We start from the raw sequence: 25,443 nt of genomic DNA, 5'->3' as shown, positions 1-25,443 counted from the left end.
CTTTACAGTTAAATTGTACCATGGATTTATATAAATCCATAAGTTAACGGTCAGTTTTTCGCAGATTATTTACTTTCCGTCCCATAAGATAAGTAGTTATCCAGATCACCGCAATAACGGCAATTGCGGAATAAAGCACGAGCATGCACTCCCGAACGAAAATCTTGGCATTGAGATAATATCCAAAATTTGCATCTAATTTATACAACAAGACAAATAAGGATAAGTCACCCCCGAACATCCCAAAGAATAAGGTATTGAACGTCATCCCCATGATCTGAAAACCGATGTTACGCCCACTGGTAAATAACTCGCTGAGACTAATATGGGGCTTGTTCTGGATAACTTCTTCTAACCCTGAAGCTACTGCAATTGCGGCTTCAGCAATCGCCCCCAAAGTACTGAGAATTGTTACTGCAGCGGTAATTGCACTGAAATTCACTCCAATCAAGAGGTTAAAAGCTTCAATCTCTTCTGATTGTTCATTGCTAAATCCTGCAACCATTGCCCAATGATCAAAGGGAATAATTATCACTAACATCGCACCAAGAACTAGCAAAGTAGCTAAGAAAGCCACGTTAGTTGCCCGTTCATCGTTATTTCCCATATAAATAGTTATAGCGAGAATACAAATTCCCATAAAAGCACTGACCGCCAACGGAGGAAAACCACCTGCTATTAGGATCACAGTAAGAAAAAGCAAGCAAAAGTTAAAGGCGACACTGATAAAAGAAACAACCCCACGTTTGCCTCCAACAATTGCCATTAAAACTAACAAAATTAATGTCAAGACGGTGATTGAATTCATGCTTTTTCCCTCCCTAAAACAAGCGTTGCCAAGAAACTTGCCGTTGGAATCACCAACACAATCCCAATGGCGGAAATCAATGCTTGGGCTAAGCCTAAAGCCATTGTCCACTCAAAGGTATACGCAATTGAATTACCGGTCCGAAGGTAAACCACCGCCATAGTGATTTCACCGGCAAAAAAGATCAGTAATAATACATTAATCAAAGGCCCCATGATGGCTTTACCTACTTGTTGCCCCGACTGGAATAATTGTCGCTTAGTGATCTTAGGCTCTGCCCGTTTCAATTCAAATAAGGTTGCCACAATATCCGTTGCTGCATCCATAACTGCCCCCAATAATCCAATAACTGTCGCAGCAAAGAAAAGCTGTTCTGGTGCTTGAGTGGCAAAATCCAGCGCTTCATAATGAATGCCACGATTGCCTGTTTCCTGTAAGATGGCGTAGCCGAGTGCCAAAGCTATCGTTACTCCAAGGAAAATAGCAGTGCAAACTACTAAGCTTTGCTTGTTCCACCCAATCACAAGTAACACTGACAAAAGCGTAAACAGGAAGGCACTTAGGGCAAATAACCAGAAGAAATGGTTTAAATTTAACTGGACATCAAGCTGAATAAAGAACAAGAATAGCGCAAAATTCAATGCTACCGATAAGAGAGCACGTAATCCTTGCAAATGCATTGTAACTATTAGTAAGACAATAACCGTCCAAAATAGCATCGCTAGTGTTGTGTCTCGCTTCAGGTTATCAAATTGCCAAACTTTCCGCTTGCCATCATAAGTCACATTCAAAAAGACTTGCTGGTGAGGTCTTAAGCTCTGGTCTAAGCCCCCTGATTGTGAATATGTATGGCGAATCGTCACCAAGTCTCCCTGATATCTACCATTAATAATTCGGAGCGTAACTTGTTGCTGGATTTCCTCATCATGATTGTGATATGAATCTGTGGTCGCTTCACGGTGAGTTGTGGTCACTGTTTCAATACGACCAACTGGTTGGCGATACATAAAAGCATCATGCCTGGTGAAAAAGAATAAGGCTAGTCCACTCATAACGATAAATAAGAACATCCATAATGTTTTTCTATTTTTCATTTTTATACTAGCAATGCATTGTCTGTTACTAACAACACTAATTGCCCCTCCTTTCGTAAATTCACCAACGTCACTTCACTTTCATTGTACACTTTAACGAAGAATTGAGTTTACACGTTACTTAAGGTTTTAAATTATTTAACCTTGCCAATATTCTCTGCCGTGAATTTACACTCTAAGTGCATCACAAATATAAAAAGACCCATAGCAGGTACAATGTTTAATGACCAAATAAAACATACGAAATACCCACTATGAGCTATAATCAACTTACTATATTTGATCGATATGTTTTTCTAGTATCGACCCAGAATTTGTTCGTTCACTAACTTTAAACCATGGAACAGAATTCCTTGATTTAGATGCAATAGCTGAACGCCTAGGGACGTTAGTATATTGGCCTGATCAGTATTCACCAGAACAACGTGGTGCTAAAGCAAACCGATCTTGATAATTATACGGACCAAGAAATAACTGAATGGTAAAAGCAACTTAATCCTCGTCCCCAAAAAAGTCTTAAATTATTTGACCGCTAGTGAAATATATTACAGGGAGGAAAGAAGGGCAAAAAAATAAGCTCTAACGAGCTTATATGTGAGGGCTATCCCTCCAGTGGTTAAAACTACTGGCATCCCGCCCTATTTAATGAAGTGTTGTACTTAGTTTGGCAATTCGCCATAAACAAAAAGAACGATGTCTTTTTAATTACATCGCTCTTATATGTTTAAATAAAACTAAGCTATATCGTCATAAGATCATTTAGCGCTTACGGATAAATGACCATACTCCAAGGAAAGAGGTCAATATCAAACCAAGAATTGAGTAGATTGTTATCTCTTTATCTCCAGTTTGCGGAAGCCTTTCCTGAGCATTTTTGTTATCAACATTCTGACTTGTAACCTTTGAATTAGTTGCTATCTTATTCGAGATAATACCACTTTCCAAACCTATTGTTGCATTACCAGGCGTAATCGGATTAGTTGGTGGCTCAATCGGTTTACCTGGTGTAGTTGGAGGATTAATTGGCTTATTTGGGTCAATAGGTATAATTGGTGTCTCTGGTAGAACGGGTTCATTAGCCCGATAGTAAATATCAACAACAGCATCTAAACTGTCAGAAGTTACCTTGGCTGCATCAACAGATGCAGGAAGAGCAGTGTAACCATCTAATTTAGGAGCACTGAAAGCATCCCATTGCCCCGTATTCCACGGACCATATTCCTTCTCGTCACTACCAGCAACACTAGTGTAAGTTCGTTCTAAAGTAACAGGTTGCTTAGTAGTTTGCACTTCTCCATTAGGCAAATGAACATTGATTGTTCTAGTGATGGTCTTTTCTTCTTTGCCACTAACAACAGCTGGATCATCAGCTCTGTAGTAAATATCAACAACAGCATCTAAACTGTCAGAAGTTACCTTGTCTGCATCAACAGATGCAGGAAGAGCAGTGTAACCATCTAATTTAGGAGCACTGAAAGCATCCCATTGCCCCGTATTCCACGGACCATATTCCTTCTCGTCACTACCAGCAACACTAGTGTAAGTTCGCTCTAAAGTAACAGGTTGCTTAGTGGTTTGCACTTCTCCATTAGGTAAATGAACATTAATTGTTCTAGTGATGGTCTTTTCTTCCTTACCTTCAATAGGTTTAGGATCTTCCTTCTTTTTGTAAAAATACTTTTCTTTAATTAATAAAACATCGAAGTCATTATCACTTAAATCATATTTATCCTTGTATTTCTCATCAAACTCCTCTGAAAATCTATCATAGTCATCATCATATTTTGTGTCGTCCGGAAGACCTACAACATCCAAACTTTGACGTTGTATAGGATGATGACCATCGTATAGATGATCATCGTATGTTGGATCAGTAATATCATTATTCAAAAAATCAGAAATAGATACAGAAATTGCAGGAATAACAGGCGAGTTATATCCTTCTATTGGTGGAGCTTCAAGAGCTTTAAACCCAAGTTTCGGCAATTGATCATTCTCTTTCTCATCTGAATTAAAATAAATTGAACCCAAAACTTGGTAAGGTAGAACCACTTCTGTACCATCAGGTTTAATGATAGTTACTTCACGAAAGATTGCATAGTAGTTAGCTTTTGAAGATTCTGAAGATTCTTCCTTTCTTTCGTCGCTTTCTTTTGGTTGATATTGAGAAGCGGTAGCTTGGGAATGATTTTGCTTTGCAAGCACACCCCCCTTATTATTGTTATTAATTACTGGACTACTATTTACTTGAACATTCGTTTTTGTTACTTCTGGATGTGCAGTTTTTTCCACAGTATTACCAACTATGTTACTAGTTGAAACCTTGATAGTATCATTATCTACGTTAGCAACTGTTGTTTTTTCTGTATCATCAGCTGCACTAGCAGTTGAATTTTCTTCTCCATGATTAGTAGAATTATCGGTTAAAATGCCTCCCCCTTTATTTGAAGCGCTTTCAATTTTTGGTTCTGAAGAATCGGCTATTACAGTATGCGAACTATTAATAAGAAGTATCGTTCCCCCAATGAAAACAGAAACAACACCAATAGTCAATTTACGAATTGACCACCTTTGCTTGTAATTAGTAGCAAATAGGTTATTTTTTAACATATTACTCCCTCCTTCCTATATTCCATCATTACAGTATAAGCGTTTATTTAAGTCAAAAAATAAATAGTTTTTGCGTAAAACAAACATTTATTTACCTTAATTAAATTATACTGTTACTACACTTAATTATACTATACTACATTTAATATATCCACTGATAACCATTTTGCTTATCCAATGCTAGTTGGCTACTACACTTTTTTTGATAAGCCAACTTCTTTTAACATTAGATGATTTATCGGATAGCATCTAATGTTAAAAATTATTACTATGCATAGTTTTAGTAACCCTTACAAAATTAGCTATCACAAGCTCGATAACATCAATATAATTATCCCTCGCTAAAGTAAGAGAATTACTCCCATTCATTATTAAACCTATAAAGTATTCTACAGGAGCTAATGTTCGAATTACTAAACAACTTTTAATTTAGCAAAAATTTCATTATAATAAACAATAAAAATTATTGAATGTATAAGGAGACCACTCAATATGAAAAAAGACCTTATCCCAATTAATCCGTATACCATTCAGCAAGCACTACCCCAGCTTAAAATTCACTATTATCCTGAAATCGCATCAACTAATCAGCTAGCCAAACAGCTCATCCTAAATAATAAAGGCCAACAAGTCCAAGTAGTACTCACAAACCATCAAACCAAAGGGTATGGTCGCCATGGACGTCCTTTTAGTTCACCGGCTACGGGTGGCATCTATCTGACCTTAACTCTTCCCGTAACTACTCATGACTTGACCAGCCCGGGACTGTTCACAACGGCCGCTGGAGTCGGGGTCGTCCGAACCCTAACTTCAACTCTTCACCAACCAGCACAAATCAAGTGGGTCAACGATGTTCTCGTTGATGGCAAAAAAGTCTGTGGCATTCTCAGCGAAGTTGTTTTGAATACCGATACCAACCAAGTACAAGGAATCGTTTTGGGAATTGGTATTAACTATTTAAGTAAAATTAATGATTTCCCATCAGAACTCCACGATCGTATCGGAACCTTAGCTCAGATTGCCCAAGCTACTCAATGCTCAAGTACCACCTTTACGATTGCCCTCCTGACCAATGTTCTTGCAGCTTTAGCTGATCGAACTAATCCCAAGTTGATGACAGAATACCGCACATACTCAGTTGTAATTGGTCATGAAGTCACTTTAAATTTAGGTAATCAAAAAATCACCGGACGTGTGCAAGACATCAACGATCAAGGAGAGCTAGTCCTCACATCGGGTGCCGTCTTTAGTGCCGGTGAAGTGGTTAAATTACGCTAATTGTTTAGTGATTAGGTCCAGCCAATAAGGAAGGGCTTGGTCCAAGTCTTGGTAGGTTACAGTAAAGTTTCCGGTATACCACGGGTCAGCAACCTCGTGCCCTTTTTGCCCTGGAACAATATCAAATATTTGATAAATCTGCGCAGTAGTATCAGCCGGGGCTATTCGTTGCAGGTCCCGGCGGTTATTTTCATCCATACAGATGATATAGTCGCTTTCGTAAAAATCGGCGGTTGCAATCTGCCGCGAAACTAAACCTTGAGAAGATAAGCCGTGCTGGGCCAATATCTTCTTGGTACCGGGATGAGCCGGATTTCCTACTTCTTCATTGCTAGTAGCGGCCGAATCAACCACTACTTGGTTAGCAAGCCCCGCTTGGGCGACCATGGCCGTAAATATTGCTTCTGCCATCGGTGAGCGACAGATATTGCCTAAGCAAACAAATAAGATTTTCATAGTTTCTTGCCTCACTTTGTCGTCTTTTCTCCATTCTACCATCTGCTACGCTGGTAATTTGCCTGGTTTTGGTACAATTATAGTGATAAGAATTCAATTCTGAAAGGATGGCATGACTATGCAAATTAATGTCCCATTAACAGATGGTCTTTTAGCTGACAAATTTGGTAAGTTCGCTGGCTCCGCTGACTTAAAGGCCGACCACCCGGTCCGGTCTTTTCCAATCGAAATTACCGATTTACCAAAAAATACTGTATCGTTAGCCTTAGTCTTTATTGATTTTGATTCAACCCCTGTTTGCGGATTCACCTGGATCCATTGGCTAGCTGCTAATATCCCGGCTGACTGGACAACCATCCCTGAAGATGCTAGTCGGACCCTGGCTAACCAGTTTGTCCAAGGGAACAATTCCAACGCTGGCCGTTTGGTTAACGGTGATCCAGCGATCACTACCGGCTACGTTGGTCCCCAACCACCGGATACAACCCACGACTACACCCTGACTGTCTATGCCCTTGATCAAGAACTTGATCTTAAAGAAGGTTACTGGCTAAATGAATTTCGTAGGGCTGCTAAGGGGCATATCCTTGCCCAAGCTCAACTCGACCTGCCAAGCCGAGCAAACTAATAATTACACTAAGAAGGAGGCTGGAAAATTTTCAGCCTCCTTCTTATGCGCTAATGTTACATAAATAACTCGGAAAACAATCCCAAGATTATTGCTAGAATTCTTCGTATTCCCGCGGATCCTGATTTTTGTTCATTCCGTCTGGACGGTCCAGGGCAGAAATCCGCTTCATCTCATCCGTTGAAAGTTCAAAGTCAAAAATGTCTAAGTTAGTCAATTGATGGTGAATACTATTAGCCTTTGGAATAACCCCAACTCCTAATTGTAATTCCCACCGTAAAATGGTCTGGGCCACCGACTTGTTGTGCCGCGCCGCAATTTCTTGAATCACTGGTTCCTGCAAGACAGCATTGGCCCGGCCTAAGGGGCTCCATGCTTGGGTCAAGATGTGGTGGTCACTATTGTAGCGAACTACATCTGGCTGCGACCAGTATGGGTGAAGTTCAACCTGGTCAACTGCTGGTGTAACCCCCGTTTCGGCAATCAAACGGTCAATATGTTCCGGTAAGAAGTTAGAAACCCCGATTGACTTCACTAATCCGAATTTCTGAGCCTGGATTAGGGCCTGCCACGCCTCAACATAGTGGTCTTGCTTAGGGTTAGGCCAGTGAATTAGGTAAAGATCAAAATAGTCCAACCCTGACCGGTAGAGCGACTCCTGAATCGTAGCCAGAGCTTCATCATACTGGTGGTGGCGTCCTGGCAACTTAGAAGTGATAAATAACTGTTCCCGCGGAACTGGCGACCGACGTACTGCCTCCCCCACGGCGCCTTCATTTTCATAGTTGAAAGCTGAATCCAGCAACCGGTAACCATTATTGATAGCCGCATCCATACTAATTACACCTTGAGCCCCGTTGAGCTTATAAGTCCCAAAACCCAATAAAGGGATCGCGTTGCCATCATGTAATTCATAATTAGGAATCATTCGCATAGCCTCCTCGTTAGTCTGTAATACGCTTCAAAACCGCAAATTCTTTAGCTTTGGCATTCTCTTCTTTAACTGCTTGTGATTCATCAAAAACATAGTAAGGTTGGCCATCCTTTTCTTGAACGATCAGCAAAGGTTTAGCCGCCTTATGCCGATAAATCTTGGCAGCAGTGTAGGCTTCATCGAAATCAAATGAACTTGAAATCGACTGCCCGGGATTGAAAAAGATACTTTCGGACATAACAGGACCTCCTTCTATCTACCTTACAAATTCAGTATACCACGCTTGTTGACGCCACTTGTAACCGACGCATTATTTACATTCATGGCTTCCTGGAGTAGGGTTAACCCATACCTATTTGGTAAAGGAGAGAAAGAGTATGGTAAAACAACCAGACAAAATGCACTTATTGGGGTACTTTGTCTTATCTGTCATTATTAACAGTTTGGGCAATGCCCTAACCGTTTCAATCAACTTGGGATCTGCCTTGTGGACAGCAGCCTCCGTCAACCTTGCTCAGACAACACCGGTTTCTTTGAGTTGGTGGTTATTTTTATCCGGAGCAATAGTGATCTTAACCAATATCATCATATTGCACCACTTTCAAACCAAGCGAATCATCGGTAATTTAATTTTTATGGTTCCATTTGCCTCTTTGGTTGGCATCTTTGCCCACTTTTTAGTTAGATGGGGGATCACTAGTCTACCACTTAGCTTGCGAGTCTTTTTAGATTGCTTAGGCGTTGTATTAATTGCTGTGGCAATTTCACTCTATCAACGCGTTAATTGGATGCTTCATCCGGTTGATGACCTAATGCAAATCATCCGCTTTCGTTTTTTCAAAGGCAACTCAACTGTTGCCCAGTTAGTTACCTTCACTCCCCCACTCATTGTCATTTTTGTTATCTTTGGTTTAACACACCACCTTTATGCGATTAATATTGGGACGGTTTTTGCCTTATTATTCCAAGGAACCTTGGTAGGCCTTGCAGACCAGATAATTTTTCCATCCTTAAAGCACCAGAATATTGCTAACATGTCACAAGTCGAATAAGTATTTCTCGGGTTGAAACCACTTGCATAATTGGTATAGACAGGTATATAATTGGACTATACCAAAGAGAGTAGAAAGTGAGTGAGGTTTCATGCAAATTATCAAAGTTAAAGACAGTGTGGCTGGTGGCAAGAAAGGCTTTGAGGTCTTTAAACAAGCATTAGCTAATGGTGCAAAAGTTTTCGGGTTAGCCACAGGTAGTACCCCAGAAACTACTTATACTGAATTACGGAATAGTGACCTGGATTTTTCCCAATGCGTTTCACTTAATTTGGATGAATATGTAGGGTTACAACCAGATAATCCGCAAAGTTACTACCGCTTTATGCATGAACACCTATTTGATGCTAAGCCGTTTAAACACAATTATTTACCTAACGGGATGGCATCAGATATCGTTGCAGAAACGGCACGTTATGAAGAATTACTCAGTGAAAATCCGATTGATTTACAATTGCTGGGAATTGGGCGGAATGGTCACATTGGTTTCAACGAACCAGGTTCTCCATTTGATGGCAAAACTCACAAAGTTAAGCTAACTCAATCAACAATTGATGCTAACTCTCGCTTTTTTGAACATGAAGAAGATGTACCCCGTTATGCAATTTCAATGGGAATTGGTTCAATTTTGAGTGCTAAGCAAATCTTGATGGAAGCATATGGCGAAAAGAAAGCTGATGCTGTTAAGGCTATGGTTGAAGGTCCAATAACACCGGATTGCCCGGCAAGTGCTCTGCAAAAACATCCGAATGTGATTGTGATTGTGGATGAGGCAGCGGCTAGCAAGTTAAATTAAGAAGTGCTGAGCATTGCGGGTAAGGGGCGTGCTGTAAGGAGCAACTGATGGTGATAATTTTATTATCGCCGAAGTTGCTATTTACAGACGAGCCTCTTGCAATGTGAAGCACGACAATAGAAGTGTGAACATCCTCGGTTATATCCCGTACACTAGCACATGAACTCGTAACAATGCTAAACATTGCAAGAGATCAAAGCTAGGGATAGGGATCTGAGGATGTGAACACGTTAAGGAATAAAAGTGCTGAGTAGTGCGGGTAGAAAGCACGACAATAGCAGTGCAATCAAACCTTGCATATAAAAAAGATGACCCCTTTGACAGGAGTCATCTTTTTTCTCTCATTCTCTTTATGCCGCTAGTATTTAGCGATAAATTATCAGTTTCTACTTAAATCCGTAGATTAGTCTTTGCAACTCCGGCGGAACCGGTTAACAAACAATGGACTAACTGGTTGGTTGTTGTGGATCCGCGTGATTGCATCACCAATCAATTCACCAACAGATACTTGGTCAACTTTATCAATCCGTTTTTCTTCTGGTAATTGGATAGAATCAGTCAAGACCATCCGCTTAATTGGAGACTTTTCAATTCTTTCAATAGCCGGACCGGAAAGAACCGCGTGGGTAGCAGAAGCATAAACTTCAGTTGCCCCAGCATCGATCAATGCTTGCGCAGCCAGAGTGATAGTTCCGGCAGTGTCGATCATATCGTCGATCAAGATACAACGCTTACCCTTAACATCACCGATGATATTCATCACTTCAGCAACATTAGCCCGTGGACGCCGCTTGTCAATGATGGCGATCGGTGCCTTCAAGAATTCGGCTAACTTCCGTGCCCGCGTTACCCCACCGTGGTCAGGGGAAACAACTACGGCATCCTTGTCTAAGCCCTTAGTCAAGAAATAATCAGCCAACAATGGTGCCCCCATTAAGTGGTCAACTGGAATATCGAAGAATCCTTGAATCTGTGCAGCGTGCAAGTCCAAGGCGATAATCCGTGATGCCCCAGCCTTTTCGAGCATATCTGCTACTAACTTCGCTGTGATAGGTTCACGTGAACGTGCCTTCCGATCCTGGCGAGCATAACCATAGTATGGAATCACAACGTTAATCGTCTTAACGCTAGCCCGACGCAAGGCGTCAATCATGATTAATAATTCCATCAAGTTGTCGTTAACAGGTGCAGAAGTCGACTGAACCAAGAACACTTCGTCCCCCCGGACACTTTCTTCAATGTTGATCCGAATTTCACCGTCACTAAAACGGTCAACCGAGATCTTACCCAATGGAACACCAACGGCAGCCGCCACTTTTTGGGCTAATGGCTTGTTGGAATTTAATGCAAAAATTTTAAGGTTGGAATCATTATATTGTTCCGACATAGCAGCCTCCAATAAAATATCTTTTTAACAATACTAGATTTATAGTAATGCATTTTCCTAACATTAACAAGAAATTGTCGCAACAATTTCACTATTGTTTAATCAATACTTATTTTCTTTCATTTTCAGCCTTATTTTTCTCTGCTTCAGCTGCTGCTTGAGCTACGGGATAACGATCAAAGTATCCCTTCTTGTTGACTTGGCGACCACGAGCAATCCCCATGTCATGGGCATCAATGTCATTAGTAATTGTTGAACCAGCAGCGACATACGCATGATCTGCAATATTGACAGGCGCAACAATATTTGAACCTGATCCAATAAAGGAGTAATCGCCCACGTTTGTGTGGTGCTTGTTAACCCCATCGTAGTTAACAAAGACAGTGCCACAACCTACATTAATATCATGGCCTAAAGTAGCATCACCAACATAAGTTAAGTGCCCAACCTTGGTATTTTCCCCAACAGTCGCTTTCTTAACTTCAACAAAGTTCCCGATGTGGGCGCCAGACTTAATCTCAGCTTGTGGACGCAAATGGCTATAAGGTCCAATATCAGTGTTGTCATGCATGACAGCATCTTCGATATATGAAGAGGTCACAGTTACATTGTTCCCAATTTGGCTATCAATGATTTCTGAATGAGCCCCAATCTTGCAATCTGTTCCAATCACAGTCTTACCCTTCAACTGAACACCTGGTTCAATCACTGTATCATTGCCAATCTTAACATCAATATCGATATAGGTACTTTCTGGATCAATCAATGTAACCCCATTACGCATGTGTTCCTCATTGATCCGTCGCCGCATTACTTTAGTTGCCTTGGACAAGGCTAAGCGATCATTAACCCCCATGGATTCTTCAAAATCATCCATTTTGTAAGCGGCCACGATCTTACCTTCTTTTTGGAAGACTTCCATCACATCAGTCAAGTAGTATTCCCCTTGGGCATTATCATTTTTAATCTTATGCAAGGCTGCAAAAAGTTCCTTGTTATCAAAGACATATACCCCAGTGTTAATTTCCTTGACAGCCGCTTCTTCTTGCGTAGCGTCTTTTTGTTCAACAATCTTATTCACAATTCCAATTTCATTGCGGATAATCCGACCATACCCAAATGGATTGTCAGTCCGTGCTGTTAAAACAGTAGCTACGGCCCCTTTTTGCTTGTGATATTCAAATAATTCCGCAAAAGTTTGCGCAGTAAATAATGGGGTATCACCACATGCAATTAACGTAATGCCATCTTTGGCCCCCAAAAGCTCTTCTGCTTGTAAGACGGCATGGCCCGTCCCCAGTTGTTCTGCTTGCAACGCATACTCAGTCCGATCGCCTAAAGTTTGCTCCACAGCTTCTGAGCCATGACCGACAATCGTTACGATTTCGTCCATATTATTTGCTTCAATCTGAGTTAAAACGTGATCTACCATTGGCCGGCCACAAACAGGGTGTAAAACCTTGTACAATTTGGACTTCATCCGTGTCCCTTGACCAGCAGCCAAAATAATTGCATATTTTGCTGTCATTTTCTTCTCCTTATCTAGTTCGAACATAATTTAACGCGGTGTTTACTTAATGAACACCACCATTTTACACAATCAGTATCATATCATATTTCCCTAAGAATTAAAAAAACACAACGCCTATCCTAAACGTTGTGTTTTGACCTTATTTATCACCAAAGACTTTTTGGAGGTAATTCCCTGCACTAACCTCAATTGTCTTTTCCAGTGTATTTACCTTATCAACCTTGAGTAAGGAAGTATATTCATCAACCATCCGGTGACCACTAAAAGCAGCTTCGGCAAAAACTGTGATCCCCACCAAGTGAGAATCAAATTCTTCGATCATACTCTTCATTCCGTTGACCGTGCCGCCCCCCTTCATGAAGTCATCGACTACCAAAACATTGCTTCCAGTTGGCAAGCTCCGTTTGGATAGCTCCATCTTTTCGATTCGGTTATTAGACCCGGAAACATAGTTAACCGACACTGTTGAACCCTCAGTAATCTTAGAATCATGCCGGACAATCACAAACGGTACATTCAAATCAGCGGCTACACTCTGAGCAATCGGGACCCCTTTGGTCGCTACTGTCATCACAGCATCAATTTGTTGGTCAATGTACTGCCGTGCAATCAAACGACCAACCCGCTTTAAAACTTGGGGTTCGCCCAGCAAATCAGATAAGTAGACGTATCCCCCAGGTAACAGGCGGTCTTGTGCAGATAGCTGGTGAGCCATATCAGCAATAAAGTCGCGCGCTTCTGTCTCGGAGATTGATGGGATAAACATTGCACCACCAGCAGCGCCTGGAATGGTTTTGAGAACCCCAATCCCCCGATATTGAAATGTTCTCTTAATAATTGCTAAATCTTCACTGATCGAAGACTTGGCTGATTCATACCGCTTGGTGAAAAAAGTTAATGAAATCAGCGTATGTGGCCGTTCCATCAGGTAGTTAGTCATATCAATCAAGCGATCACTTCTACGTATTTTCATTTTTCCCTCCTATAAGCGTTGTTTACGGATTGATTATACGGCATTTTTCGTCATTTGCCTATCTTTTTGGCTGAAATAAATAAAATAATTCGTTTTTTAGTTAAAAAAGATAGTGACTTGTCCGGTAAATGATAACGAACGTTACTTCTTTTAAATTTTCAATCTTATCAGTATAATAAAATTAATATTATTTCGTGAAAGGATGATGATGGATGGAGATTTCCGAAAAAGCTCCGGCCAAGCTCAACTTGAGCCTTGATACCCTGTACCGGCACCACACTGGTGACCCTGAATGGGACATGGTCATGACTGCAATCGACTTGTCTGACTACGTGACCATTACTACTAAAGAGACCCAAAGTTCACCCCAAATTACGGTGGAAACCGACTCGGGCTTTTTACCTTGTGACCAACGGAACCTGGCTTTTCAGGCGGCTGCTACCCTGAAGAACAAATTCAATATTCCCCACGACGTCAAAATCCACATTAAGAAAAATATCCCGGTAGCTGCGGGCATGGGGGGTGGCTCTGCAGATGCCGCTGCCGTCCTCCGCGGTCTCAATAAGCTCTGGCAACTGGGTCTTTCCCACAAGGAACTCGCCCAAATTGGTTTGCAAATCGACTCGGATGTTCCTTTCTGTGTCTACAGCCAAACCGCACGGGTCTCCGGTCGCGGTGAGGTCATTACCCCCCTTGAGCCTTTACCACCACTCTGGTTGGTAGTCGCTAAGATCAAGGCTAGTGTTTCTACCCCCCGCATCCTCCGCCAGATCGATTATGAAGAACTCGATCACCAAAACACCGATGCGGTAGTGGCAGCCATTCAAAATCACGACCTGGCAGGGATCTGTGCTAACATGGGTAACTCCTTAGAAAGAATCACATGTGCGCAACACCCCGAAATCCTCAAGATCAAAGAAACCATGCTCAAATCCGGCGCTCTGGTTGCGCAAATGAGCGGAACTGGTCCGACCGTTTTTGGGATTTGTCGAAAGCAAACCCAAGCTAATCATGTTTACAATAGTCTACGAGGCTTTTGTCAAAACGTCTACGTTGTCCGCCCCTTACGCTAACCACAATTCACATCTGCAATAAAGATGGCAAGCTAAGAATAAGTGTTACGATAACAGTATTCTTAGCTTGCCATTTTTTGCTAGCAACCTAGCGCTTATCTTGAAGACGATAAAGGATTACTCTTCATCACCAAAGTAATCGTCAAAGTTTAATTCAATACTCTTAGTTAAAATATCCGTGTACGTAAAGGATACCGTTTTAACCGCACTATCATCTAATTCAATGATGAAGACGCGGGGGAATGTCTTGGCCAAAACGCCGTGGCGTCTAGTAACCTTTTTTCTGCCGGCTTGGGATGTGATGGTTAACTTAGAACCAATCCGTTCGTCCAGCCGCTTTTTAATGTTTTCCAATGAACTTGGCATAAAATTCACCTCTACTGTGCTCTCACTCTAATCAGCCGTCGCTATACATCATATCATTGTAGCATGGTTTCGCATAATTACCAAATAAATATTATTTAGCAATAACTCCAGCTGCCAGCAAGCAATCAGAAAGACGGATGAAATCTTCAACCGTCAGGGCTTCAGCCCGCACTGATGGCGCAATCTCAGCCTTGGTTAGAGCAGTCTGCATTTTTGCTTTCACATCCGCATCTTTCCCATACAGCCCCTGGAGGTTGTTCCACAGACTCTTGCGCCGGTGCATGAAACTGCCCTTAACCAAAGTCCGAAAATGCGATTCATCTTGTGGCTGAACCCGCGCTTCAGTTTTGCGCGTCAATACGGCAATCGCAGAGTCCACCTTAGGCTGGGGCACAAATACCGTCTTGGGAACAATAAAGGCAGTCTGGACATCCATTGCATACTGCACTGCCACTGACAAAGAACCATAATCTTTGGTTTGAGGTGTAGCCGCCAGACGATCAGCGACTTCTTTTTGAACCATAATCACAATCTTGTCTAAAGCCACACCACTATCAAGTAAGTTCATAATAATCTTGGTTGTAATGTAATATGGCAAGTTAGCTACCACTTTAAGTGGACGGTCCCCTGTAAAGTGGGTCGCTACCAGTTGGGACAAATCGGCTTGTAATACGTCCTGATTAACCACTGTTACATTGTCATAAGGGGCTAACGTTTCCCCTAGAACTGGAATCAGGCGCTGGTCGATCTCCAATGCTAGAACCTGGTGGGCATTTTGTGCTAACTGTTCTGTCAGAGCTCCAATCCCAGGTCCAATCTCAATCACATCATCTGCCGTAGTGATTTCAGCGCTGGTCACAATCTTACGCAAGATATTGATATCCGTTAGGAAGTTTTGTCCAAGGCTCTTCTTGAAGTGTAACCCGTAGGCTTCCATGATTGCCCGGGTCCGGGTCGGTGAGCCAATTTCGATATTATTCGCCATCTGTTTGTTCTCCCATCATCTCATTAACCTGTGCCAACGCCTGGGCAAATTCCGCTGGTTGAATCTGAAAAAGCTGCAGACGTTTGTACAGTTGTTTACCATTAGTATAACCGATCCGTAAGATCTCACCGAGCAATTCCCGTTTGCGTTTGGCTCCGGGACCAGCAGTCAAACCAGCCGTTTGTAAGTCTTCTAGGCTTATCAAGGCTGGGGTATCAGGTTCTTCGGTATACAGGTGGGCTAAAGCATCCCGAATGGCTTCCGCGCTAGCATGCTCCACCCCTAAACTACCCTTAGCGTGGGGCGCTGCATCCTGGCGGTTGATAAAAGCGTGTTTAACGCCAGGAACTTCACGGGTAATAACCTTGCGGATTTTTTCCCCATTGAAATCTGGGTCGGTAAAAACAATTACCCCCCGCTTTTGCTGGAGTTCATCAATCTGAGCCAGCACTTCATCACTGATCGCAGACCCCCGCGTTTCAATTGTGTCCGCATTGACCGCCTTTTTGATCTGTTCGGTATCACTTTTGCCTTCAACAACGATTACTTCTCTAATTTTTGTCTTTTCATTCATTAATTTTCAAAATCCTCTTTGTATTTGCAAATGTCTGGGCTGCTAATGTTGTAGCGGTTGTCCCCCGTATTTGCGCTAGAAATTCTAACGTATACCGGGTAAAGCCCGGTTCATTCATAGCTCCCCGCATCGGAATGGGGGCTAGATAAGGAGCATCTGTTTCAACTAAAAGCCGGTCAGCCGGCGTTATCAGTGCTGCTTCTCGGACCTCCGGTGCGTTGGCAAATGTCACTACCCCACTAAATGATAAATAGTAGCCGCAAGCCAAGAATTTTTCGGCCCAATGGGCGTCACCGTTAAAACTGTGCATGATCACCCCATCCTGGGGTTGAATAGCCTGCATGATGTCATAAGTATCTGCCAAGGCGTCCCGGGTATGGATCACTACTGGCCGGTGCAACTCTTGGGCCAATTCTAATTGCCGGATAAAGATCCGCTTTTGCACATCATGAGGGGCGTCATGGTAATAATCCAGCCCGATCTCTCCTACTGCTTTGTAGCGTGGGTTTTGCATGGTGGTCAAAAGGAGTTCCTCCCATTGGGGACCGTAGTCCAAGGCGGTCTCCGGATGACATCCCAGCGCTCCGTAGATATGGTCGTCTAAAGCTAACAATTCCCGCAAGCGCGCATTGCTAGCGGGCGAATCGGCAAGCACCAACATTGCCGTCACGTCGAGAGCATGAGCTCGGGTAATTACGTCAGGAATATCATCTTTGAACTGGGGAGCATTGATATGTGTGTGTGCATCAAAAATCTGCATCTTCTTCACCTAACATTAATAAAATAACTTCTCAATAATAACAGCTTGCTGCTTCCTTTAGCAAAAACAAACGAGGCTAGGAAACTTCCCGGCCTCGTTTATTTGCCTAATTAGCCAACATCAGATCCGGCTGGAATGTTGTCTGGAACAGTAATCAGCTGAACTGTCTTGCCATCATCATATTCTGCTGACAAGAGCATCCCTTGACTGACTTCACCCTTCATTTCCCGTGGCTTCAAGTTAACTACTGCGATAACCTTCTTACCGACTAGTGCTTCGTAGTCAGGATACCACTTAGCGATCCCGGAGAGGATCTGGCGATCGCCACCTTCATCCCCAGCATCAACCCGGAACTTCAAAAGTTTGTCTGCGCCAGCAACTTTGGAAACTTCTTTGATCTCCACAACCCGCATTTCAACTTTGTCGAACTTATCGAACCGAATTGGTTTCTTGTTCAAAGTCAAACCAGCTGTTTCATCTGTGGCTGGTGTTTGTTTTTCTTGCTTTTCAGCTTTTTCAGCCATTGCTTTTCTTCCCTTCGCTTTTTCGTTCTTCGTCATCTTGGACTTGATAAAGGCAGCTTCTTCCTCAACATCTAGCCGTGGGAAGATTGGAGTCCCCTTTGCTACCACTTGAGTTTCGGCTGGTAATGCCAAGTAGTCAACTCCTTTGATATCCATGTTTTCTAAAGTCAATCCCAGTTGGGTAAAGATAGCTTTAGGAGCATGCGTCATCACTGGTTGGATCAGGATCGCTGTTAACCGCAAACTAGCTGCTAAGTGTGCCAGGACACTGTCAAGTTGCTCATGCTTACTGTCATCTTTAGCCAAGACCCATGGTTCTGTTTCGTCGATATACTTATTTGTCCGGGCTACAAATTTCCACAAAGTATTAAGCGCGTTGGTAAAGTGGAAACTGTCCATTTCAGCAGTATATTCAGCTACCGTTGTCTGTGCTAACGTTTCTAGATCACCATCAAAGGCGGTCACACCGGCATGTAAGGCTGGAATCTTCCCGTCCCGGTACTTGTTGATCATAGCAACCGTCCGGTTGAGCAAGTTCCCCAGGTCGTTAGCCAGGTCGGAGTTAATGCGTTCAACAAAGTCTTCCGGAGTGAACTGACCGTCATTTCCAAACGGAATCGACTTGGTAAGGTAGTAACGCACAGCATCCAAACCATACCGTTCTGCCAACATTTCTGGGTAAATAACGTTTCCTTTGGACTTGGACATCTTGTCATCCTTCATCAAGAGCCACCCATGACCTAAGATGTGCTTAGGCAATGGTAAGTCTAACGCCATCAAAATAATTGGCCAATAAATAGTGTGGAAACGAACAATTTCCTTACCAACCATTTGAACATCAGCTGGCCAATACTTGTTAAACAAGGAATCATCATCAGACCCATAGCCCAGCGCAGTGATATAGTTGCACAAAGCATCAATCCATACGTAAATCACGTGCTTAGGATCGGATGGAACGTTAACCCCCCAGTCAAAACTAGTCCGGGTTAAGGCTAAGTCTTCCAACCCTGGCTTGATGAAGTTATTCAGCATTTCGTTCTTGCGGCTAGCAGGGATGATGAAGTCAGGATGTTCATCATAATACTTAACTAACCGGTCTGCATACTTACTCATCTTGAAGAAGTAGCATTCTTCTTCAACTAACTGTACTTCGTGACCAGAAGGGGCCTTGCCGCCGATCATCTTTCCCTGGTCGTCACGGTAGACTTCTGCTAACTGTGATTCGGTAAAGTATTCTTCGTCAGAAACAGAATACCAGCCCTTGTAAGTTCCCTTGTAGATATCCCCTTGCTTTAAAAGACGCTCAAAGATCTTTTGCACTGCCTTTTCATGGTAATCATCCGTTGTCCGGATGAACTTAGTGTTGGAGATCTCCAAAGTTTGCCACAATTCTTTGATTTGGGCTGCCATCTGATCAACATAGGCCTTAGGAGTCATCCCTAGTTTTTCTGCCTTTTGCTCGATCTTCAACCCGTGTTCGTCGGTCCCTGTCAAATAGAACACGTCAAAGCCTTGTAGACGCTTGTAGCGTGCTAAAACATCACACGCAACTGTCGTATAGGAATTCCCAATATGTAACTTCCCTGATGGGTAGTAGATTGGGGTGGTAATGTAATATGTTGGTTTCTCTGCCACTCTCCGTCGCTCCTCTGCAAATTTCTTGATAATTAGTTTTAGTATATCATTAATTATCTGTAGGAACACTGTTTTACTGCGATTATCCTCAGTAAAAAAGCTGGGAGAAAATACTTTTTTCTCACCAGCCTCGGTCTATATTCACTAATTTTTCACAGATAACATGGAAAATAACCACAAGTCTAGTAACGAAAGTTGCCGTACTTTGCGCCAGCCCAACCATCGTCCTATTTTAGGTCATCGACTTGCCACAAGGATTATTCCCTCTCACTTGGTTATTACTGAAGAAGATAGGAGCGACACTTATGCATACTTGTGGGCAATCTTCCCACAAACAGCAGCCACAATTGCAGCTAACAAATCGTCAATAAAGGTTGTCACGTGGGGATTTCCTTGGTCGAAACTGCGAATAATTCCCGATTTTTCCCGGTCAAGGTAACCGAAGTTAGTTGCACCAATCGTTCCGTAGATATTGGCAATCTGTAAAGCCAAGGTTTCGTCCACGCCAAAGACACCCGCATCGTTGGCGATGATGTCACTCAGGGGACTAGCTAGTTGACCAGCTTCAGTTAACCGGTCAAGTTCTAGCATCACCATGGCATTATTGAGCAGGTCCCGCTTGTGTAAAGTATGGATCAACTCAGTGAGAGCTTCTTCCTTAGTCAGGCGTGGTTCAAATTTATGCTGGGTCGTGTACACTATCTCAGCTAAATCTTCGAGCTGGACGCCCCGGTCTGCCAAACGGTTAACTACGAATTCATAGGCGGCTTTGTCTGGATAACGAAATTGTGGGTTGTTCATATGCTTAGGTCACCTTTCTTTTCCAAATACTTCTTTATCCTACCAGAAAAATCCATCCCCCGGTAATTTTTCAATTGTGAGAATAATTCTATCAGAGTTAACAGGGACATTAGATAACAATTTGAAAGCATTTTCATGTAATGGATGTTATGTTATTTTTATACTTGTACTACTAGATAATTATTAAAAAGGAGTCCTGCACGTATGACACACATTCCTTTCCAGGCGATTGCTGTCGATATGGATGGTACATTTTTGACAGATAAGAAAGACTATGATCATGACTTGTTTACAGCCGTGCTCAATGCCGCTCACAAAAATAACATCCGTTTTATCACAGCTAGTGGTAACCAGTTCTATAAACTGCAAAAAGACTTTGGGGCGCATGCCACAGCCATTGACTACGTCGCTGAAAACGGAGCGTATCTTCTTCAAGGTGGAAAAACATTGGACTATACTGCAATTGATAATTCTTTGATTCCCTTGGTGTTGGAGTATCTTCAACCCCAAACTAACGTCCACGTCATTATTTCTGGACTCAAACAGGCTTATTGCCTGACGACGACCCCCCAAACTTTCCGGGATGCAGTCCATTTTTATTATCCAAAAACGACGGAAGTTTCTTCATATGCTGACGTGCCGGTGGGACAAGAACCGATCCTCAAGCTCTCATTGGACGTTCCTTGGGAACAGACTGACCGGATTGCGGATGGTATTCGGACCTATTTTGGTAACCAATTCCACATTACTTCGAGTGGTAACGGGAGTATCGACATTTTGGCACCAGATGTCAATAAGGCCAATGGCTTGAAACAGTTGCTTACTACGCATGGCATCAAGCTCGACCAATTAATTGCTTTTGGGGATAATGGCAATGACGCTGAAATGCTCAAAGCAGCCGGCCTCTCCTATGCGATGGCCAACGGGATCGATGCAGTTAAAAATATTGCTGACCATGAAGCCCCAAGTAACAATGAAAACGGGGTTCTCAAAGTTCTGGCTGATTACCTTCTATAAGCTAAGCAAATTACTAACAAAAAGTAAATAAATGTGCTATGATTAAACCATCATAAAGGAGGTCATGATTATGGCACAAATTACTATTACACCGGCTGCACTGGCCATTCTCAAGCAAAAAGAACTCACAGACAAGACGATGCTCCTCATCACTGACGATGCTGGAGGCAAATATTCTATCGATGGGGGGGCCTGCAGTATTGGGGGAAAATTCTCTATTATCACTGTTGATGAATTAGAACCACAATACGATGTCAAGCTGGAAGGTCCAGAAGGAATTAATTTCTATACTTCTAACTATGACATGACATTCCTCGGGGATGGGCTCAAGTTGGATGCCAAGTATGGCGCTTTACGGTTAAGTAACTCCAACAAGTTGCTGGATACTTTTCTTGGAATCGCCGATGCCAAAGACATCCTGGCCTACCTGGATGACAAATCTAACACCGAAGTCGGTAACTGCTAACTAACACTAAATAAAGTAACCAAAAACCCGCTCCAGGGCTCGTGATTAGACGCTTGGAGCGGGTTTCGCTTTTTTTTAGAATTACCTGCTTATTAATATTCGATATTATTTTCTTCAAGGAAAGCTTTAGCTTTAGCTTTGTCTGCATCATAGTCAAATTCTTCCATAGCGGCATCCCACCGTTCTTCAATTCGCAAGCGTGGAATATACCTCTTGGCTGATTCCAGTCTTTCTTTCATTCTAATCTCGTCTTGCTCTGCCTTTGTCAACATCATATACGATCGCTCCTTTCCCTGATCAGCCTTAATGTCCTTAAATGCTTGAATAAGTTGGTTTCCTAAGTCACTCGTATTTGTTTGTGGTTGCTGTTTTAAAGCTTGGATAAACCCTCTTAAGTTGGGATTAACAGTTCTTAAATCACCATCAAGATTCAATAAAATAGTATGGGTTCGATCCTTAAGGGAATATTCTAGTTCTTCCGTTACCCGGCGTTCTAAATGACTAATTACTCGGTCAGGTCTTTGCACATCCTTCAGTGGCGAAAACAGACACAAGAAAATCACATAGGATTGTCGGATGTCCTGATACTTATCCCTTGCATCCAGCATACCAGCAACTAACAACGATTGGTAGTACAACGATCGCTCAACAACATTATGCTCATCAGCAACCTGCATTTCGATATTGTACTTATTTCCTTGCTTATCAGTAGCTAGAATATCGAGACGAATTTCCTTATGATTGACGTTTTTCAATCTTTTCTCACTGATGATTTTCAAATGACTAAAGTCCCGCTCAGGAATTATCTCCTTGAGAAAGTCCTGGGCACATCGTTCCAGATTCCATAATCCACTGAAAGATTTTATTATGGGTCGGACTAGCCTGCAACCAACGCTGCCGGTCCCGTTCACTGTAATTTACCATAGCTACCTCCTTAAATGCCCTCTCACTAGTAACTACGGCAAACAGTCGGCTTTTGAACGTAACAAAAAAACACTCATCAAACCAGAAAAATACGTCTGAGATCTCAAAAACTATCAGCAAAAATCACCACTTTTTTGATATTAGCTCCCTTATGTTTCCACTCTATCATCAAAAAAGTGCCGTTTTTTAACGATAGGTCAACCTAACTGCCTGCCTATCATCAAAAAACAGCACTTTTGTAGTTTATAATGCGTTTAATTTCATTCCTTTGGTAATACCTTACGCAAATAAATATCCTGCCACTTTACAGGCGCATAAGTTGTCAATGTCTGCTCATCAGCCGACGGTTCTGGTGCCAATGCACTAAACAAGTCCAATTGCTCAACTTCTCCTTGACGTGCCCCGGTTACCACATCATTGGGACCAGCTCCTGCAAGGATCGCCTCAAAGGTATATTCTGTACGTTGTACCTTATTAACCCGGCCAGGGATGTTAGTCCATTCACTGAAAATCAACGGGTTGCCCTGGACATCCACTTTTTTGAGAGTATCGCCATGTACCATATTGGCCTGAATAACTACCTGGGCGCTCTTTTCCACTTTGGAGTTAGGCTCACTAGCAAAGTGCTGGCGAATAGAATCGCGGTAATCATCACGAAAAGCTATTAGCATGTTCATCACCAGCATCTCCATATTATCTTCCAAGTATTCAATCCCATATAAAGATGCTAAAGCCATCAATGCATGCTCATCAAATTCCTTAGCAGAATGACTCTGTTTCAAAGCTACCTGCATTTTACGGTGTAATAACTCTACCAAAAATGCTCCTTCACCAGCAGCCGGTTCTAGAAATGTCGCCGACAGGTCTCGGATTTTTGCTTGAATTTCGGGCTGATCTAACATTAAGTTGACAATGTTTTTAGGGGTAAACACTTCGCCATGGTCTTTAACCCGATCAGTTGATTTGATTAAGCGTTCATTCATCACACATCAAACCTTTCTAATCCTCCGTTGTGAAGAAGTCATCCAATTCATAGGTTGTTACTGGGTGAACATAAACTTCATATTTAGCAACCAGCTTGGTTAACCGGTCACCATCGACTAAGGTAATCATCTTCGAACCAGTGCGCGCAGCCGCTACGGCATTCTGGGTAAAGGTTGAAGTTGTAATAAAAATCCCATAATCCGCCCGGAATTTATCCATGGCCCCGCGGAATTTGTCAATTTCCGGTGAAGAAACCACACTATTAGTCCATTTCTTAGCTTGTAAGGCCACGCGGACGGTTTGTAAATCATCAGTCGTCAAATAACCATAGCCGTCCAAACCACCGTCACCAGTCGGACTGATCCCGATTGTTTCGTCGATCTCAATATTCATCCGATGAACCAAAGCCCGGCAGAAAGTTTCAAATTTAGTGGCCGAAAGATTATTCAAGGCATCTAGTAATTTAGTACGCCAAGCATTTTCTTGACTTTCTTCTACTTCTTCAATTGTTTCATCATTAGCAGCGGCGGCCTCCCGTGCTTTTTGCTTCTTTTTGCTGAGTTCTTCCCGCTTAGGATCACTAACGGCAAAAACCTTGGTAGCAAATGCTTGTCGGTCGGTTTCCGTCACAGCTCGTCCCTGAGCTAAAAGGGCTACTACCCCCCGCCGTGGCCGTTCCAAATAACCAGCCATAATCATGTTTCTAACACCAAAATTAAAGGTAAAGTCAAATGGTTTGAAAGGACCGTTCTTTCCCATCTTGGTTGCCACCAGCACATCTTCCGGCAGCCCATGGTCACCAGCAACTAGGGCCCGTTTGATTTCATCATTTGCGGCTTCCCCGCCCAATTGTTTTAATTCCTCAATAATCGGGAGCATTACAAAGGCTTCTTTCTCCCGCGCAGTTAAATCATTGTAGTTAGTCATTTATTCCATTGCCTGCACTTTCGTTTCAATAAAGTTAATTTCTTCTTCGGTTAACTTATATTTTGCATATAATTGTTGGTCAATTTCAGGGATGGACTTCGTCCAATCAATATCAGAGTTAGGGGTGAAATCTTGGAGAGGAACTTCTGACCACGTGTTCCGGGCATTATCTTGTGTAGTCTTTTTTATACCTAACATCACTCTCAAAAACTTAGACTTAATATATTTTAGTAGAGCTTCGGCTTCAAAAATATTATCTACAGGTCCAACATTTAAAAAGGTATCAGTGGCTCCAATGAGCGGAGCTCCAATGAGCGGAGCTCCAATGAGCGGTGTACTGAGTACTTCTCCCAAAGCCCCACTACCATTAGACTTTGGAACAAATACTTTATACCTATTGATATATTCATTATCTAATACATATTCTTTTCTTAAATATCGATATACTCTTTCTCCCTTAACCCTTCCATAAAATCTCAGGTATTTATCTTCATTAGTTACCTGCTCAGGAAATGCTTCGGCAAGTTTTTCAAAGGGCAGATTGTAAAATTTAAGTTGAACATTTTAGTGGACAGAAAAACCCATAAAGGTCTTTAATGGTGTCGTTACAACATTCCATTAGAAAGAAGGACCTTTATGGGCACCACTATCTTATCATTTTCAGACCGCATTGTCATCGAAACGCTTCGTCATGAAAAGCGATCTCTTCGATATATCGCTGATTACCTGGGCTTTAGTAAGACTACTATCTTTAATGAAATTCACCGGTTAAAGGGTGAATACCATGCGACTAGTGCGCAAGCCGACCACGAAACTAAACTTAGTTATCGTGGTCGTAAATGCTCATTAACGGCTAACCT

General features: G+C 42.4%; 28 protein-coding genes. 8 read left to right on the top strand and 20 right to left on the bottom strand.

Annotated features, from left to right (window positions below; all coding sequences use genetic code 11):
* Nucleotides 1-43: 43 nt before the first annotated feature.
* The 3 genes from G541_RS0103170 to G541_RS0103160 all read right to left on the bottom strand — a co-directional run bounded on the left by G541_RS0103170 (nucleotide 44) and on the right by G541_RS0103160 (nucleotide 4,512).
* The gene (locus G541_RS0103170) at nucleotides 44-808 is read right to left on the bottom strand and encodes a YibE/F family protein (RefSeq protein WP_027826485.1); all 765 of its coding nucleotides are present in this window, start codon (nucleotides 806-808) and stop codon (nucleotides 44-46) included.
* The gene (locus G541_RS0103165) at nucleotides 805-1,902 is read right to left on the bottom strand and encodes a YibE/F family protein (RefSeq protein WP_027826484.1); all 1,098 of its coding nucleotides are present in this window, start codon (nucleotides 1,900-1,902) and stop codon (nucleotides 805-807) included. The genes G541_RS0103170 and G541_RS0103165 overlap by 4 nt, the downstream gene beginning before the upstream one ends.
* 759 nt (nucleotides 1,903-2,661) lie before the next feature.
* Nucleotides 2,662-4,512: a mucin-binding protein gene (locus tag G541_RS0103160; RefSeq protein ID WP_027826483.1), complete on the bottom strand. Its 1,851-nt coding sequence runs from the start codon at nucleotides 4,510-4,512 to the stop codon at nucleotides 2,662-2,664.
* A gap of 492 nt (nucleotides 4,513-5,004) precedes the next feature.
* Between G541_RS0103160 and G541_RS0103155 the strand changes: the two genes are divergently transcribed.
* A complete protein-coding gene (locus G541_RS0103155; protein WP_027826482.1) occupies nucleotides 5,005-5,790 on the top strand; it encodes a biotin--[acetyl-CoA-carboxylase] ligase in 786 nt (261 codons plus the stop codon).
* On the opposite strand, the gene G541_RS0103150 is transcribed toward G541_RS0103155, so the two are convergent.
* Nucleotides 5,782-6,246, bottom strand: coding sequence for a low molecular weight protein-tyrosine-phosphatase (locus tag G541_RS0103150; RefSeq protein WP_027826481.1), 465 nt, complete (start codon nucleotides 6,244-6,246; stop codon nucleotides 5,782-5,784). The two genes, G541_RS0103155 and G541_RS0103150, sit on opposite strands and share 9 nt — an antisense overlap.
* A gap of 118 nt (nucleotides 6,247-6,364) precedes the next feature.
* Between G541_RS0103150 and G541_RS0103145 the strand changes: the two genes are divergently transcribed.
* A complete protein-coding gene (locus tag G541_RS0103145; protein WP_027826480.1) occupies nucleotides 6,365-6,874 on the top strand; it encodes a YbhB/YbcL family Raf kinase inhibitor-like protein in 510 nt (169 codons plus the stop codon).
* A 94-nt stretch (nucleotides 6,875-6,968) separates the two neighbouring features.
* On the opposite strand, the gene G541_RS0103140 is transcribed toward G541_RS0103145, so the two are convergent.
* Entirely contained in the window at nucleotides 6,969-7,808 is an 840-nt protein-coding gene (locus G541_RS0103140; protein ID WP_027826479.1) for an aldo/keto reductase, read from the bottom strand.
* Between the two features lie 10 nt (nucleotides 7,809-7,818).
* Complete coding sequence (locus G541_RS0103135; protein WP_009555591.1) at nucleotides 7,819-8,046, bottom strand: hypothetical protein; 228 nt, start codon at nucleotides 8,044-8,046, stop codon at nucleotides 7,819-7,821.
* A 139-nt stretch (nucleotides 8,047-8,185) separates the two neighbouring features.
* Here G541_RS0103135 and G541_RS0103130 point away from each other — a divergent pair, with 139 nt between their 5' ends.
* Together G541_RS0103130 and nagB are read left to right on the top strand one after the other, a co-directional pair.
* Nucleotides 8,186-8,860 (top strand): YczE/YyaS/YitT family protein, encoded by a 675-nt coding sequence (locus G541_RS0103130; protein WP_009555593.1) that lies wholly within the window; start codon nucleotides 8,186-8,188, stop codon nucleotides 8,858-8,860.
* A 91-nt stretch (nucleotides 8,861-8,951) separates the two neighbouring features.
* A complete protein-coding gene (nagB, locus tag G541_RS0103125) occupies nucleotides 8,952-9,656 on the top strand; it encodes a glucosamine-6-phosphate deaminase (protein ID WP_027826478.1) in 705 nt (234 codons plus the stop codon).
* A gap of 403 nt (nucleotides 9,657-10,059) precedes the next feature.
* Here nagB and G541_RS0103120 read toward each other — a convergent pair whose 3' ends face one another.
* The 3 genes from G541_RS0103120 to purR all read right to left on the bottom strand — a co-directional run bounded on the left by G541_RS0103120 (nucleotide 10,060) and on the right by purR (nucleotide 13,547).
* Nucleotides 10,060-11,043, bottom strand: a complete 984-nt coding sequence (locus tag G541_RS0103120) for a ribose-phosphate diphosphokinase (RefSeq protein ID WP_009555597.1) — start codon at nucleotides 11,041-11,043, stop codon at nucleotides 10,060-10,062.
* Nucleotides 11,044-11,152: 109 nt separating this feature from the next.
* On the bottom strand, nucleotides 11,153-12,571 hold the full coding sequence (glmU, locus tag G541_RS0103115; protein WP_027826477.1) for a bifunctional UDP-N-acetylglucosamine diphosphorylase/glucosamine-1-phosphate N-acetyltransferase GlmU: 1,419 nt from the start codon (nucleotides 12,569-12,571) through the stop codon (nucleotides 11,153-11,155).
* A 142-nt stretch (nucleotides 12,572-12,713) separates the two neighbouring features.
* Complete coding sequence (gene purR / locus G541_RS0103110) at nucleotides 12,714-13,547, bottom strand: pur operon repressor (RefSeq protein ID WP_009555600.1); 834 nt, start codon at nucleotides 13,545-13,547, stop codon at nucleotides 12,714-12,716.
* A 212-nt stretch (nucleotides 13,548-13,759) separates the two neighbouring features.
* Here purR and ispE point away from each other — a divergent pair, with 212 nt between their 5' ends.
* Nucleotides 13,760-14,620, top strand: a complete 861-nt coding sequence (gene ispE, locus G541_RS0103105; RefSeq protein WP_009555602.1) for a 4-(cytidine 5'-diphospho)-2-C-methyl-D-erythritol kinase — start codon at nucleotides 13,760-13,762, stop codon at nucleotides 14,618-14,620.
* Nucleotides 14,621-14,737: 117 nt separating this feature from the next.
* Here ispE and G541_RS0103100 read toward each other — a convergent pair whose 3' ends face one another.
* From G541_RS0103100 to G541_RS0103075, 6 genes are all read right to left on the bottom strand, one after another.
* A complete protein-coding gene (locus G541_RS0103100; RefSeq protein ID WP_009555604.1) occupies nucleotides 14,738-14,986 on the bottom strand; it encodes a Veg family protein in 249 nt (82 codons plus the stop codon).
* A gap of 91 nt (nucleotides 14,987-15,077) precedes the next feature.
* Nucleotides 15,078-15,971 (bottom strand): 16S rRNA (adenine(1518)-N(6)/adenine(1519)-N(6))-dimethyltransferase RsmA, encoded by an 894-nt coding sequence (gene rsmA, locus G541_RS0103095; RefSeq protein ID WP_009555606.1) that lies wholly within the window; start codon nucleotides 15,969-15,971, stop codon nucleotides 15,078-15,080.
* Complete coding sequence (gene rnmV / locus G541_RS0103090) at nucleotides 15,961-16,545, bottom strand: ribonuclease M5 (protein WP_027826476.1); 585 nt, start codon at nucleotides 16,543-16,545, stop codon at nucleotides 15,961-15,963. The genes rsmA and rnmV overlap by 11 nt, the downstream gene beginning before the upstream one ends.
* A complete protein-coding gene (locus G541_RS0103085) occupies nucleotides 16,538-17,305 on the bottom strand; it encodes a TatD family hydrolase (RefSeq protein ID WP_027826475.1) in 768 nt (255 codons plus the stop codon). The genes rnmV and G541_RS0103085 overlap by 8 nt, the downstream gene beginning before the upstream one ends.
* Nucleotides 17,306-17,415: 110 nt before the next feature.
* The gene (gene metG / locus G541_RS0103080) at nucleotides 17,416-19,494 is read right to left on the bottom strand and encodes a methionine--tRNA ligase (protein ID WP_081654776.1); all 2,079 of its coding nucleotides are present in this window, start codon (nucleotides 19,492-19,494) and stop codon (nucleotides 17,416-17,418) included.
* Nucleotides 19,495-19,767: 273 nt separating this feature from the next.
* Nucleotides 19,768-20,265, bottom strand: a complete 498-nt coding sequence (locus G541_RS0103075) for a phosphatidylglycerophosphatase A family protein (RefSeq protein ID WP_009555614.1) — start codon at nucleotides 20,263-20,265, stop codon at nucleotides 19,768-19,770.
* A 204-nt stretch (nucleotides 20,266-20,469) separates the two neighbouring features.
* Between G541_RS0103075 and G541_RS0103070 the strand changes: the two genes are divergently transcribed.
* Both G541_RS0103070 and G541_RS09280 read left to right on the top strand, forming a co-directional pair.
* Entirely contained in the window at nucleotides 20,470-21,282 is an 813-nt protein-coding gene (locus G541_RS0103070) for a Cof-type HAD-IIB family hydrolase (protein WP_009555616.1), read from the top strand.
* Nucleotides 21,283-21,352: 70 nt separating this feature from the next.
* Entirely contained in the window at nucleotides 21,353-21,748 is a 396-nt protein-coding gene (locus tag G541_RS09280) for an iron-sulfur cluster biosynthesis family protein (protein WP_051174547.1), read from the top strand.
* 92 nt (nucleotides 21,749-21,840) lie between these two features.
* Here the strand turns inward: G541_RS09280 and G541_RS0103060 are convergent, their stop codons facing one another.
* The 5 genes from G541_RS0103060 to G541_RS09275 form a co-directional block, all read right to left on the bottom strand.
* The gene (locus G541_RS0103060; protein WP_027826473.1) at nucleotides 21,841-22,527 is read right to left on the bottom strand and encodes an Rpn family recombination-promoting nuclease/putative transposase; all 687 of its coding nucleotides are present in this window, start codon (nucleotides 22,525-22,527) and stop codon (nucleotides 21,841-21,843) included.
* Nucleotides 22,528-22,543: 16 nt separating this feature from the next.
* On the bottom strand, nucleotides 22,544-22,672 hold the full coding sequence (locus G541_RS10590) for a hypothetical protein (protein ID WP_258409046.1): 129 nt from the start codon (nucleotides 22,670-22,672) through the stop codon (nucleotides 22,544-22,546).
* A gap of 260 nt (nucleotides 22,673-22,932) precedes the next feature.
* Nucleotides 22,933-23,655, bottom strand: coding sequence for an N-6 DNA methylase (locus tag G541_RS0103050; protein ID WP_035162821.1), 723 nt, complete (start codon nucleotides 23,653-23,655; stop codon nucleotides 22,933-22,935).
* A 16-nt stretch (nucleotides 23,656-23,671) separates the two neighbouring features.
* Complete coding sequence (locus G541_RS0103045) at nucleotides 23,672-24,583, bottom strand: restriction endonuclease (RefSeq protein ID WP_027826471.1); 912 nt, start codon at nucleotides 24,581-24,583, stop codon at nucleotides 23,672-23,674.
* A complete protein-coding gene (locus G541_RS09275; RefSeq protein ID WP_051174546.1) occupies nucleotides 24,584-24,937 on the bottom strand; it encodes a hypothetical protein in 354 nt (117 codons plus the stop codon).
* 282 nt (nucleotides 24,938-25,219) lie between these two features.
* On the opposite strand from G541_RS09275, the gene G541_RS09270 reads away from it, so the two are divergent.
* A partial coding sequence (locus tag G541_RS09270) for a helix-turn-helix domain-containing protein (RefSeq protein ID WP_155824479.1) occupies nucleotides 25,220-25,443 on the top strand: 224 nt, incomplete at its 3' end.

The organism is Ligilactobacillus saerimneri DSM 16049 (genome assembly GCF_000423265.1).
Taxonomy (GTDB): domain Bacteria; phylum Bacillota; class Bacilli; order Lactobacillales; family Lactobacillaceae; genus Ligilactobacillus; species Ligilactobacillus saerimneri.
This window is presented reverse-complemented; position numbering and strand designations above follow the sequence as displayed.